The organism is Kocuria aegyptia, from assembly GCF_039530085.1.
Taxonomy (GTDB): Bacteria; Actinomycetota; Actinomycetes; order Actinomycetales; family Micrococcaceae; genus Kocuria; species Kocuria aegyptia.
This window is the reverse complement of sequence record NZ_BAAAOA010000015.1, coordinates 36,769-49,628: the sequence shown is the minus strand read 5'-3', so window position 1 is coordinate 49,628 and position 12,860 is coordinate 36,769. Positions and strand designations below refer to the sequence as shown.

Below are 12,860 nucleotides of genomic sequence, written 5' to 3'. Positions count from 1 at the left end.
TTGAGCTGGGCTTGGTGGCGAGCCGCACCGAAGACCCACCGCCGCCATGCTGTAAGGCTGGTGGGCCGGCCTGGGGGCTGGCGATACTGGGCTCCATGAGCGATGAGACAGCGGGTCGAGCCATGCCAATGTGGTTCAGTGCCGCCGGGGTGGGGGAGACCTTCGTGCTGCTCCACCCCGGCGGCACGGATTCTCGAGCGTTGGGGCCGCTGGTGGAGGAACTGGCCGACCGGTATCGAACAATCACCCCCGAGCAGCGCGCCCACGGCCACACCCGGGACTGGGGCGGACCACTGTCCTATGCGGCGATGGCCCAGGACACGATCACCTTCCTCGAGCAGGAGACACCGGTGCCGGTGCATCTGCTGGGCTACAGCGACGGGGCTGTCATCGCCCTGCACGTGGCGATGAAGCGTCCTGATCTGATCCGCGATCTGGTCTTCGCCTCCGGGGTCTACCACCACAACGGCTGGGAGCCGGGAGTCCTCGAAGGTGCGGCGGAGGTCCCGGAGTTCATGGTCGATGCCTACGCGGAGGTTTCACCCGACGGGCGTGAGCACTACGGGCAGGTGGTGGAGAAGCTGCAGCAGATGCACGCGGTGGAGCCAGCCTTCGCGGACACTGATCTGGCGAGGCTGCAGGTGCCTGTGCTGGTGCTCGCCGGTGACGACGACGAGGTCCGCCTCGAGCATGTGGTGGCCATGTACCGGGCCTTGCCGCACGCGGAGCTGGCCGTGGTCCCGCACGCCTCTCACGGGGTGCTGGTCGAGAAGCCTGGCCTGTGCGCTCAGCTGATCACCGACTTCCACGCCGCCGACAAGCCGGCGACGTTCGCCCCGATACGACGTCGCAGAGGACACCGGTGATCACCAGCCGCACGCAGCACCAGCGACGCTCCGCACGCTGCCGGCCGGCACCAGTACGCGTTGCGACCAACGTTGCAACAGGGGTTCCCCGGATTCTTGCGGGCGGGGCCGGGACGAGTGGCCGCGTCTGCGCTGGTTGGCAACCGATGCGTCCCCTGCTGCCCTGGTTCTCCGCCGCGGGAGCCGTTCCATGACGGTGGACCGATCAGTGGGCTGGTGCGGCTACACACACCATCGTCGTCTTCTCCACTGCGAACAACTCACCAGGAGTGTTCTGGGGGACATGGACGTAGTCCCCGGCGCCTGCCTCGATCACATGGCTGCCCTCGCCGACCCGGATGCGGCCGCGCAACACCACCCATACCTCGTCGTAGGGCGCTGGCAGATCGGCTCGCTCCCCGCGGCTGAGTGAGGCGGTGCAGGCACTCAGCGGGCGGTCGTCGCTTTTTCCACGGCCGGGCTGATGAACATCGCCTGTTCCTCGTACTGGACCGCTCCCTCCTCGTCCCGGGTCGAGAAAACTCTGGCCACTGGTACCTTCACTGCCGCCCCTTCCCTTCGCTCACGACTTCTGCGGCGCGGTGCTGTCAGGAGTCGAACCGGGCGACAGGGGCAGCCATCAGGGGCGCCCCTCGGACTCCGAGCTCCGCGGCGATGGCCGGGATCTCGGGGTCGGCCAGGAACTTGTCGTAGTCCTCAAGCTGCCAATCGAAGACTGCCCACACGCGGTTGGGGTCATCGGGATCGCGGAAGACCCAGGAGCCCTTGCAACCGTGCTCCTCCCGCTTTTTGACACCTTTGGTGGAGAACGTCTTCAGGAACTGATCGAAGTCGGCGACCTCGGCGATGATGAGGATCACTTCTCCTCCTCGTGGGTGCGCATCCAAAATTGTAGGAAGAGCGACGCCGATCCCGCGAGCCACGGCTGCGGTTCGATCGGCTCGTGGGGGGCCTCCGCACCGGTCGCGGCGCTGCCGAGGTCGTGGTCGCCGAGTTCTTGCCACGGGCCGGGTGGGCGGGTCCGGTGGATCAGCCAGGTCCCGTAGACCAGCTCGAGGACCGGATAGGTCAGGTGCAGGCTGGGGTGAACGGGACCGTGGCGTGGGTGTCGGAGAAGTTGCCCGGCCCGTGCAGCAGGGCCAGCGGCCAGATCGTTCCGATGCGGGCGCGAGCGGCGGCGTAGGCGAACCCGGAGCCGGTGGCCGAGAGCACCTGGGCGCCGGTGTCGTACAGGGTGTGGCCGAAGAGCAGATTGGCGGTGTGCTGGGCGCCGAGGACCAGCCCGACCAGCACGCACCGGGACCCCAGGGGGAACGGGTCGAGGACTCCTTGGACGAGCCCGCGGAACATCATCTCCTCGTTGATGCCCAGGAGCAGGAACGGCACCGCGCCGGAAGCCAAGGTGGCCACCGACCCGCTGATCCCACCGGCGGCGTAGCCGGCCGACACCACCAGCAGCGGCAGCAGCGCCCACCAGGAGCGGTTCGGGCGGGGCGCCCAGGCCCGCCCGCGTCCACCACGGCCACCGGAGGATCACGGTCGCAGGCACGCACGCGGCGATGAGGTTGACTGCGGCCGCCCGCAGGTCGCTCACCCAGGCGACCGTGGCCGGCGGCACCAGGGCGGCGGCCCGGTGCAGGACCAGCAACCACCACAGAGTCAGTCCGACGGCCACGAGCACCAGACGGGCGCGGTGCGGGGTGCGAACGGGGGAAGACGGTCATGGTCGGTGCCTCCCGCAGGACAGGGGAGAGATCGTCACGGTCTCATGCACCACCCCGGGCGCGCCCACCTGCGGTGCCGGTCCGCCCGTGCGGGGCGGGCAGCATGGCCACCAGCAGGCAGCCCACCGCCAGCAGCGCCAGCACGGTGCGCACGGCGTGGAAGAGGTTCCACCGGTCCCGCACCTGGGCCCAGTCCGCCGGCGGGTGCTCCACCGACCAGGAGCTGATGATCTCCGCGTTGATCGGGACGTTGACCAGCACGGTGGTGACCGTCAGCGCGATGGTGCACGCCAACCCTGCCGCGGTGAAGGCCAGAGCACCTGGTGCCAGGGTGCGCGGGGCGCGGGTCATCAGGAGCAGCACCAGCAGGCCCGCGGCGATGACCAGGGTGTTGAGCACGGGCATGATCGGGGCGAAGACCTGGTGCTTGGGTTTCTGGACGGCGGTGTAGACCGAGGGCCCCACTTCCAGCAGCGCGAGCTCCACCAGTGCGACCCCCACCAGCAGCCCGGCCAGCACCGCCACCAGCAGCAGGTGGAGTAACCGGGCGATCGCCAGCACCACGCTCATCCCTGCCGGGGGAGGCGTTGGGCCTGGTCGGCGACATCGCGCAGGATTGCCGGCCAGTCCGCCCCGCCGGTGTCCTCGCCGAGCCGGACCACGACCACGTCCGTATCGGGGTCGGCGTAGATGTACTGGCCGAAGTTGCCCCGGGCGTAGTAGCGGTGCTGGCGGGTGGTGTCGACCCACCACCAGTACTGGTAGTGGGCGGCCGGGTCCGCGGCGGTGCCGGCAGCGGTGGCTTCCTGGACCCAGTCGGTGGGCACGACCTGCCGTCCGGCGGTGCGGCCCTCGTGGGCGAAGAGGTGACCGAAGCGGGGGTAGTCGGTGGCGGTGGCGTTGAGACCGCTCCCCTTCTTCTCGAAGCCGCCGGCGGTGCTGTCCAGGCTCCAGGAGGCCCCGTACTGGGCGCCCATCGGCTGCCACAGTACTTGCTCCAGGTAGTCGGCCACGGGTTGGCCGGTGGCCCGCTCGAGCACCAGGCCGATCAGCAGCGGGTCGTAGTTGTTGTAGTGCCACCGGCGTCCGGGAGGCTCCACCACCATCGCCGGGAGTGCGGTCGCCCGCAGGTCCGGGGCGTAGTAGGTGCGGGCGTCGTCGCCCCAGGAGGTGCCGGTCTCCTCGTTACCGATGCCGGAGGACATGGTCAGCAGATGGCCCAGGGCAACCCGGGCGAACGCGGGGTCCTGATCCAGCAGCTCGGGGACGCAGTCGGTGACCGGGTCCTCGAGACTGCCGATCTCACCGCGCTCGACGGCGGTCCCGAGCAGGGTGGACAGGTGAGACTTCGCCACCGAGAACGAGGTCCGGACCGTCTCGCGGGAGGAGCCGTCGGGGTAGGTCTCCATCAGGATCTCCTCCCCGCGCAGGACGAGAAAGGCGGTGGTGTTCGTCTCTGCCAGCAGCTGGGCCAAGGGGATGACAGGTCCGCCCTCGGCCACGGGGACCGTCTGCAGGGCCTCCGGGGGCAGGGCCACGGGCGTCAGTGGCAGCGGCGAGGCCGCGGCCTGGAGGTGCCGGGCCGGGAGGCGGCGCCAGTCCTCGGTGTCGGCCTCCAGCCACACCACCGACCGGGCCACCGTGGAGCTCTCCAGCATCGCCCGGGCCCACACCTGCACCGCGAGGAGCCCCGTCCCGGCGAGGATGACGACGGCCACGACGGCCGCGACCACTGTGCCGCGGTGCCGACGCACGGAGCGCGCGGTGACCCACGCGCACCACCCCGCACCGGCGAGCAGAACCACCGCCAAGAGCGCGCCCGACACCGACGCCATCACCGGCCCGCCTACCGCCGCGTCTCAGGGGCGGGTGCCGCCGGGGCCTTGCCGTCCGATTCCGTGGCCAGGGTGTGTCGTCCCAGGACGAAGACCCCGGCCTGGGTCCCGCCCAGGGACAGGGCTCCGATGACGGCGACCCCGACGGCCACGGCACCGATGGCCAGCACCCCCACCGCGACCCCGCCCACCGCCAGCAGCCCAACCGCCACGGCACCGACGGCGAGCAGGCCTACGGCCAACGCGCCGATCGCGACCGGCCCGCCGGCCACACCCCCGACGGCCACCACGCCCACGGAGATGTCGCCGATGGCGATCACCCCCCGGGCCCGCCCCAGCCGGTACCGGCCGTGCGCGCCGCGGCCGCCCAGCGCCACGTGAATCAAGGGCAGTCCCCCCAGGCTGCGCGCAGAGCGGTACTGCCGGACATCTTCTGTGCTCATGGTGGCCTCTTTCACCCCGGACGCTGGAGCCCGGTCCCCGCATGTCCGGACCGGCCGGTGGGGGCGGGTGGATGATCCGACCACTGGGCGCCGGCGAGGATCTTTGCCGGGCCGACGCCGTCCCGGAATCGGTCGTGCTGATGATCGTGGGTCCAGGGCAACAGCTGGACCGCGATCGTTGCCACGTGCTCGGAAGCGGTGCGGCCGGTGCCGATCGTCGCCGAGGGTCCCGACGTCCGCGCCCGCCGGGGCAGGGGCCACCGGGCGAACCGGTTGGCCTCGCTCAGACATCCGGTGCTCACCAGGCGCACCCGGTGAGCACCACGATCGGCCGGGACGAGCACGGACATCCTGTGGTCCATGGCGGCACCCTTCAACGCGGGCGACATCATCGGTCCCAGGCAGGGGCCTGTCTCGACGGTAGAAAGCGTTCCCTCAGCGCGCCACGGATCTCCACCGTGTCCGGCCCACATTTCCCTAACCGACGAGTAGGCGCCGAACCGATGCCGGCACCACCGGCTGGGTCCCGGGAGTCGGCAGCGCTAACAGCTGTGCAGGACCAGGGCGACCTGCCACGTTGCGCAAGGGGTTCACTGCTGGGGCGGCAACGGGTGCGGGTCAGGGCTGCAGGGCCAGAGCGGAGTCGGCGATGTAGCGGGTCAGTGCGGCGCGCTGGGCGAAGAGCTCCTCCAGGGTGGGAGTGGGCGGATCACCGAGGTGTTCCAGGGGGAAGGCGGTGAAGCCGGCCCGGGCCAGCAGGCTCCCGTGATGACCGTAGACCACCTCGGCGGCCGGGACGTCGACACCTCCCTCGGCCAGTCCCCGGGCGAAGGCGGCCATGATCTGCGCATCGTCGGACTCCAGGGAGGCAGCAGACAGCTCCCCGGCGTGCACGAGCCCGATCAGCAGCTGGCCGAGGTCGAAGCCGATGGCCTGCGGGCACTGGAAGGCGGTGTCGATGACCACCAGGGTGCCCGGCTCGTTCCTGACCGGCAGGAGGTTCTGCGGGCTGGCATCACCGTGGGGCAGGGACTGCGGGCACCGATCCAGGCGGTCCAGGACCGCGGGCAGCCGACCGGCCAGTTCGGCCAGATCCCGACGCAGCCGCGCATCGACGACGGCCGCGACCAGAGGGTGCGCCCAGAACTCGTCGCGCTGGAGCACCTGGAGCATGGGCAGCACCCGGCCCTTGACGTAGCGGCGCAACCCCAGACCGGCGGGCACCCCGGATGCTGCCAGTGCCCGGCAATCGCAGCGGCGCGCGGCCAGTCCCCCGAGTAGATGCCCTGCCCGGGCGAAGCGCGGGGGATCCCAGGGGCCGGGGTCGATGTCCACGTCCTCCATCCACAGCACCAGCCGGTCCGCGCCCAGGTCCACCACCCGGTGCAGGAACGGCACCCGCAGCCCCGGTGGCAGAGCGGCCACGAAAGCCGGCTCCCACGCCACGAGTTCACCGCGCCAGGGGAAGGCCGCCTCGAAGTCCTCCCGCAACTCCGCCGGCACCTGGTCGATGCCCGCCCAGTGCCGGGGGTGCTGGAGGACCTTGGCGAACAGCGACCACGGCTGGTTCTCCCCAGTGGTGCCCCGGACCCGGAACAGCCCCGCGGTGGCCGGTGAGGCGAACGGGTAGTCCACCTTCTCCACCTCCCAGGACGCGATGCGCACCGGCCGGTCCCAGGACGCGCTGACCATCGCGGTCAACAACGCCTCGCCCGGACCGGCCGAGCCCATCGGATTCTGCTTCGCAGCCGCCATGGCCGTCCTTCCATCGGTGCACATGCCCGATCACCATCACGGTGAGCTTCCCGCCGTGCCCTGTCAACGCCCCTGGTGGCCACGGCCGGCTCCCGTGGCAGCGCCAAGGGCATCACGCCCGGGTGCCAGGTGTCCGTGCCCGGTGGTGGAAGGCCAGAGTGCGGCGTTGCAATAGTGGTGGGCTTGTGCGCTTCGTCTGCGTCCGGTGAGCTAGCGGCGCGCGAGTTCGTAGGTGATCTGGACCATGCCGTTGTCGAAGCGTCGCTCGCGCACAAGACGCAGGTCCAGTGAGAGCCCGTCCGGGAAGACCGCGGTGCCGCCTCCGATGGTGACCGGGCACAGCAGGAGCTCGATCACATCGACCACCCCCAGCTGCAGAGCCGTTTTGGCCAGGGTCGGTCCCTCGATCGTGAGGTCACCGGACGCTTCGGACTTCGCGCGCGCGACAGTCTCGGCGGTGAGATCCCGCTCGGTTCGGGTGCGCTCGGTCCAGGTCTGGTGGAGGGTTGAAGAGAAGACCACCTTCTCGGCGCGCTTCCAGGTGTCCGCGAAGTGCGCCGACTCCGGAGACCATGTCGCGGCGGCCGGATCGGTCTCCCACACGGCCATGGTCTCGTACATGCGCCGCCCGTAGAGGTAAGTGCTCACCGAAGCCAGGTCCGCGGTCAGGGCGGCGACGACGGCTTCGTCGGGCACCGCCCAGGAGAAGTCGCCCTGGTCGTCGGCGTTGTAGCCGTCCAAGGAGGAGGCGACGGAGTAGATCACTTTCCCCATGACCCCCACTCAACCCGCCTGAGATCCTCGGGCACAAGAGGAGGAGCGCAATCGAGGTTCCCCTGCCGGCGTCGCACGCTTTGCGGCTGCCCCGCGGACCCTCGCGGGACGACAAGGCAACTAGACGCTCTGCACGGTACATATGGCGGATCCGCGGACACCGTCATCGGTATCCGAGACGATCAGGCGGACAGTCCGGCGCCTGGCCGCTGTTCCTCGACCTTTGCCTCGCCGGGCGATCTGTGGACACGGCATGTGGCGGTGAGTCATGCCGAGCCCGTCCTGGAACCAACTGGCGCGGACTCCAAGGGGCCGGAACCCAGTACCCGCCACGTCCAGGCGACAATTTGCCGCAGGGGCATCCTGGATCAGGGGTCACGGAGTCGTCGGAACACCAGACCTCCAAGGAGGCCTGGCGATGCAGTGGCGCACACGACAAGCCACTTCGTCCTTGCGTTCGCTTCCGGACCCGCGGGGCGGGATCAGGCGGAGCCGCGGCCGGCGCGGCGCTCGTGCACCCCGCGGGCGACCGCCAGCAGCTCCTGCGCCGAGGCCTCCCACGAGTAGGACCGGGCCCGGTCCAGCCCGGCCAGCACCTGGGCGCGGGCCCGGGCCGGGTCCTCGAGGGCGCGCACGGCGGCGGCGAACCCGGCGTCGTCGTCGGGCGCGGCGTAGGCGGCGGCGGCCCCGGCGACCTCCCGGAAGATCGGCAGGTCGCTGCACACCACCGGGGTACCGGCCGCGAGCGCCTCCACGAGCGGCAGCCCGTAGCCCTCGGCCCGGGAGGCGTGCACCAGGACGGCCGCCTCGGCCAGCAGGGCGGTGTACTCGGCCTCGTCCACCCCGTCGTGGAAGACGACCCGTGCCCCCTCCGGCACCAGGGCCTCCAGCTGGGCGCGGCGGGCGGGGGAGATCCGGGAGAGCAGGTGCAGCTCGTGCTCCGGCAGCCGCCCCGCCGCGCGCAGCAGGGTCTCCACGTTCTTGTACGGCAGGAAGGAGCCCATGTAGAGCAGCTTCCTGCCGCGCCGGGGCAGCCGTTGCAGTGCCTCCGCGGTGGGCAGCACGGAGCCGGGCTGGGGGGCGTTGGGCACCACGTGCACGGGCCGGCGGGTGAGCCGGTGGGCGGCGATGAGCTCGCGGGTGGTGTCCGAGACGGTCACCACGGCGTCGGCGCGGTCCAGCAGGACCCGCTGGGGCCACCAGGCCCGGTGGTAGAGCCGCCAGCCCGCGCGCACGGGGGCGGGCAGGTCCGCGGGCGGCTGGGGGTGGTCGTAGTAGATGAGGTCGTGCAGGGTGAGGATCAGCCCGTGCCGGCGGCCCGCGGAGCCTATGGTCTGCATGGGCGAGAACACGACGTCCGGGGCGTACCGGTTGAGCACCAGCGCGGTGGCGGCCTCGGCGGCCGACACCGGGGAGGGGCCGGTGACGTGGGGGAGGTCCGGCAGCAGGGCGAGCTGGCGCAGGTCGCTGACGAGCACGGCCACGTCCAGCCCCGGGGTCCGGCCGGCGAGACCGGCCACGGCCCCGGCCAGGCTCGCCCCGTAGCGGCTGATCCCGTCGTGGCGGTCGAGGCGGGTGTAGCGGGCGTCCAGGAGCAGCCTCACCGGCGGTGTCCTCGTCGTGGGCCACGGCGTGCGCGGCGCACGATGCGCTGCAGCCCGGTGAACGGGGCGGTGTCGGCGGGGGCGTCGGCGGGGGGCGCCTGCGCGTGCAGCGCGGGCGGCTCGCCGCCCGGCCCGGCAGCCGGGCCGGGAGCCGGCCCGGGGGCGGGGGAGGAGAGGAAGTCGTGGACCAGCTCGGCGGTGCGCCCGGGGCACTCGTAGTGGATGAGGTGACCCACGCCGTCGAGGACCTCGAGGCGGTGGCGGGGGATCCAGGAGGCCATGGTCCGCTGCGCCGCGACCGAGCCCAGCTGGTCCTGCGCGCCCACGACCAGCAGGGTCGGCATGGTCAGCTGCATCGCGACCTCCGCGACGGTGTGCGAGATCGAGGCCTCGTAGGCCTCCAGGAGCACGTCGCGGTTCGCGAAGGCCGAGAAGTACGCCCGGTGCTGGTGGCGGACGTAGCCGCGGACCCGCGGATCCTGGGACGTGGTCAGCACCCCGCTCATCGCGTCCGTGACGAGCCAGCTGGAGAGCAGCCGGTGGCCCAGCCGCCGGGGCAGGACCCGGCCCAGCCGGTAGTAGCCCACCGTCAGGCGGCTCAGCAGCGCCTGCGCGCCCTCCAGGGCCGGTTCGCAGATGGGATTGACGAGCACCAGCCGCTCGACCATGGCCGGGTGGGCGGCGGCGAAGTGCGCGGCCACCACGGAGCCGAAGGAGTGGCCCAGGACGGCGACCCCGTGCTCGGCGCCGTCGTGCACCGCGCCGCCCGTGCGGGCCGTGACGAAGTCGCGCAGGAAGTCCGCGTACCCGGCGATGTCGTGGGGCCGGTCGGGGAAGGGCTCGGAGCGGCCGAAGCCGGGCAGGTCGGGGACCACGACGTGGTAGCGCTCGCGCAGCCGGTCGGCGATCAGCTGCAGGCCGTGGTGGTCGCCGCGGAAGCCGTGGACGAGCACGAGCAGGGGCTTGGGGGCCCGGTCGACGTCGTAGAACCAGTAGCGGACCTTGTGCCCGTCCAGGACCATGCTGCGCCGCTCGGCCCAGGGGTTCTCCAGCGCGCCGGCGGGCACGCCGGCGTCGTGCCCGGTGCCGGTGGGCCCGCCGCCGCCCGGTGCGCCGGCCGCTGCCGCCATGGTTCCTCCCTGCGGGCCCGGCAGGCACCCGGTGCGCCCCGGCCCGCTGTCGATGCTAGCGCCTGCGGGCCGGGACGCCGGGCGGCCCTGGGCTAGGATGGGACGGATTCCACCACCGTCGGCGCACCGCCGGGCATCCGTGATGCCCGGGTGCCGCCCACGCGACCGCGCGCCGCCCGTTCCTGGGCAGGCGCCCGGTCCACCACCGCGAAGGCGAGGACCGTGACCGAACAGCAGCACACGACCGAGACCACCGGGTACGACTTCCGCGCCATCGAGGCGGCGTGGCCGTCGTTCTGGGCCGAGCAGCAGGTCTACGCGCCCGTCGACGACGGCTCGCGGGAGCGCCGCTACGTCCTGGACATGTTCCCGTACCCCTCGGGGGACCTGCACATGGGGCACGCGGAGGCCTTCGCGATGGGCGACGTGGTGGCCCGGTACTGGCGCCAGCGCGGCTACGACGTGCTGCACCCGATCGGCTGGGACTCCTTCGGGCTGCCGGCGGAGAACGCGGCGATCAAGCGCGACGCCCACCCGGCGGAGTGGACCTACGCCAACATCGCGACGCAGAAGGCCTCCTTCCAGCGCTACGCGATCAGCGCGGACTGGTCGCGGGAGATCCACACCTCCGATCCCGAGTACTACCGGTGGACGCAGTGGCTGTTCCTGCAGTTCCACCGCAAGGGCCTGGCGTACCGGAAGAACTCGCCGGTCAACTGGTGCCCGAAGGACCAGACGGTGCTCGCCAACGAGCAGGTCGTCAACGGGGCGTGCGAGCGCTGCCACACCCCGGTGACGAAGAAGGCCCTGAACCAGTGGTACTTCAAGATCACCGACTACGCCGACCGGCTGCTCGAGGACATGTCCGCCCTCGAGGGGCACTGGCCCGAGCGGGTGCTGGCCATGCAGCGCAACTGGATCGGGCGCTCCGAGGGCGCCCACGTGCGCTTCGCCATCGAGGGCGCCGGCGAGGGCGGGACGGACCGCGAGGTCACCGTGTTCACGACCCGCCCCGACACCCTCTACGGCGCCACGTTCTTCGTGGTCGCCGCGGACGCGGAGCTGGCCGGGGAGATCGTCGCCCCGGAGCACGCCGAGGAGCTGGCCGCCTACCGCGAGCAGGTCAAGGCGCTGTCCGACATCGAGCGCCAGGCCACCGACCGGCAGAAGACCGGGGTGTTCCTGGGCCGGCACGCCGTCAACCCGCTCAACGGCGAGAAGCTGCCCGTGTGGGCCGCGGACTACGTGCTGGCCGACTACGGCACCGGCGCGATCATGGCCGTGCCCGCCCACGACCAGCGCGACCTCGACTTCGCCCGGACCTTCGGGCTGCCCGTGCGCGCGGTGCTGGACACCGGGGAGGAGGACCCCGCCGCGACCGGGACCGCGACCACGGGCGAGGGCACCCTGATCAACTCCGGCGAGCTGTCCGGGCTGGAGAAGACCGAGGCCATCGAGCGCGCCATCGGTCTGGTCGAGGCCGCCGGGACGGGCAACCGCCAGGTCAACTTCCGGCTGCGCGACTGGCTGCTGTCGCGCCAGCGCTTCTGGGGCGCGCCCATCCCGATCGTGCACTGCCCCGCGTGCGGCGAGGTGCCGGTGCCCGAGGAGCAGCTCCCGGTGCGGCTGCCCGACGACCTGCGCGGCGAGCAGCTGGCGCCCAAGGGCCGGTCCCCGCTGGCGGCGGCCGAGGACTGGGTCAACGTCGCGTGCCCCGCGTGCGGCGGCCCCGCCCAGCGCGACACCGACACCATGGACACCTTCGTGGACTCCTCCTGGTACTACCTGCGCTTCGCCTCCCCGAACGACGAGAACGCCGCGTTCGACCTCGAGGAGACCCGCAAGTGGCTGCCCGTGGACCAGTACGTGGGCGGCGTGGAGCACGCGATCCTGCACCTGCTCTACTCGCGGTTCTTCACCAAGGTGCTTTTCGACCTGGGGCTGGTGGACTTCACCGAGCCGTTCAAGGCGCTGCTGAACCAGGGCCAGGTGCTCAACGGGGGCCGGGCGATGTCCAAGTCCCTGGGCAACGGCGTGGACCTGGGCGAGCAGCTCGACCGGTTCGGCGTCGACGCCGTGCGCCTGACCATGGTCTTCGCCTCCCCGCCGGAGGACGACGTGGACTGGGCCGACGTCTCCCCGCAGGGCTCCCAGAAGTTCCTGGCCCGAGCCTGGCGCCTGGCCCAGGACGTGGCCTGTGCCCCGGGGACCGACCCGGCCGCGGGCGACGTCTCCGTGCGGCGGGCCGCCCACCGCGCCGTCGACGACGCCGCCCAGCTGCTCGACGCCGCGAAGTTCAACGTGGTGATCGCCAAGACCATGGAGCTGGTCAACGTGATCCGCAAGGCCATCGACTCCGGCTGCGGGCCCGCCGACCCCGCCGTGCGCGAGGCCGTCGAGGCCGTCGCGGTCCTGCTGTCGCTGGTCGCCCCGTACACGGCCGAGGACATGTGGCACGCGCTGGGCCACGAGGGCTCCGTCGTCGTGGCCGGCTGGCCCGAGGTCGACCCGCAGCTGCTGGTGGACGACACCGTCACCGCCGTGGTGCAGATCAAGGGCAAGGTCCGGGACCGGCTCGAGGTGCCCGCCGACATCGGCGAGGACGACCTGCGCGAACTGGCTCTGGGCTCGGAGACGATCCGCCGCCAGCTGGGCGACGCCGAGATCCGCAAGGTGATCGTGCGCGCGCCCAAGCTCGTCAACATCGTGGCCTGAGCAGGCGCTCCCGC

11 protein-coding genes are annotated in these 12,860 nt (G+C 71.8%); 2 read left to right on the top strand and 9 right to left on the bottom strand.

The features are described from left to right. The first annotated feature begins 122 nt into the window (after positions 1 to 122). A complete protein-coding gene (locus tag ABD220_RS06600) occupies positions 123 to 866 on the top strand; it encodes an alpha/beta fold hydrolase (protein WP_344120918.1) in 744 nt (247 codons plus the stop codon). Between the two features lie 587 nt (positions 867 to 1,453). On the opposite strand, the gene ABD220_RS06595 is transcribed toward ABD220_RS06600, so the two are convergent. The 9 genes from ABD220_RS06595 to ABD220_RS06555 form a co-directional block, all read right to left on the bottom strand. Then, a complete protein-coding gene (locus tag ABD220_RS06595) occupies positions 1,454 to 1,726 on the bottom strand; it encodes a hypothetical protein (protein WP_344120916.1) in 273 nt (90 codons plus the stop codon). Positions 1,727 to 1,934: 208 nt separating this feature from the next. Beyond that, complete coding sequence (locus ABD220_RS06590; protein ID WP_344120915.1) at positions 1,935 to 2,276, bottom strand: CPBP family glutamic-type intramembrane protease; 342 nt, start codon at positions 2,274 to 2,276, stop codon at positions 1,935 to 1,937. A gap of 356 nt (positions 2,277 to 2,632) precedes the next feature. Further along, a complete protein-coding gene (locus ABD220_RS06585) occupies positions 2,633 to 3,160 on the bottom strand; it encodes an anthrone oxygenase family protein (protein ID WP_344120913.1) in 528 nt (175 codons plus the stop codon). Continuing rightward, a complete protein-coding gene (locus tag ABD220_RS06580) occupies positions 3,157 to 4,425 on the bottom strand; it encodes a serine hydrolase domain-containing protein (RefSeq protein ID WP_344120911.1) in 1,269 nt (422 codons plus the stop codon). The genes ABD220_RS06585 and ABD220_RS06580 overlap by 4 nt, the downstream gene beginning before the upstream one ends. 11 nt (positions 4,426 to 4,436) lie before the next feature. Then, on the bottom strand, positions 4,437 to 4,868 hold the full coding sequence (locus ABD220_RS06575) for a hypothetical protein (RefSeq protein WP_344120909.1): 432 nt from the start codon (positions 4,866 to 4,868) through the stop codon (positions 4,437 to 4,439). A 618-nt stretch (positions 4,869 to 5,486) separates the two neighbouring features. Continuing rightward, positions 5,487 to 6,623, bottom strand: a complete 1,137-nt coding sequence (locus tag ABD220_RS06570; protein WP_344120907.1) for a hypothetical protein — start codon at positions 6,621 to 6,623, stop codon at positions 5,487 to 5,489. A gap of 210 nt (positions 6,624 to 6,833) precedes the next feature. Continuing rightward, the gene (locus ABD220_RS06565) at positions 6,834 to 7,397 is read right to left on the bottom strand and encodes a dihydrofolate reductase family protein (protein WP_344120905.1); all 564 of its coding nucleotides are present in this window, start codon (positions 7,395 to 7,397) and stop codon (positions 6,834 to 6,836) included. 482 nt (positions 7,398 to 7,879) lie between these two features. After that, positions 7,880 to 9,001 (bottom strand): glycosyltransferase family 4 protein, encoded by a 1,122-nt coding sequence (locus ABD220_RS06560; RefSeq protein WP_344120903.1) that lies wholly within the window; start codon positions 8,999 to 9,001, stop codon positions 7,880 to 7,882. After that, positions 8,998 to 10,131, bottom strand: a complete 1,134-nt coding sequence (locus ABD220_RS06555; protein WP_344120901.1) for an alpha/beta fold hydrolase — start codon at positions 10,129 to 10,131, stop codon at positions 8,998 to 9,000. Before ABD220_RS06555 ends, ABD220_RS06560 begins: the two co-directional genes overlap by 4 nt. Before the next feature lie 222 nt (positions 10,132 to 10,353). On the opposite strand from ABD220_RS06555, the gene leuS reads away from it, so the two are divergent. After that, positions 10,354 to 12,846, top strand: coding sequence for a leucine--tRNA ligase (leuS, locus tag ABD220_RS06550; protein ID WP_344120899.1), 2,493 nt, complete (start codon positions 10,354 to 10,356; stop codon positions 12,844 to 12,846). Positions 12,847 to 12,860 lie beyond the last annotated feature (14 nt).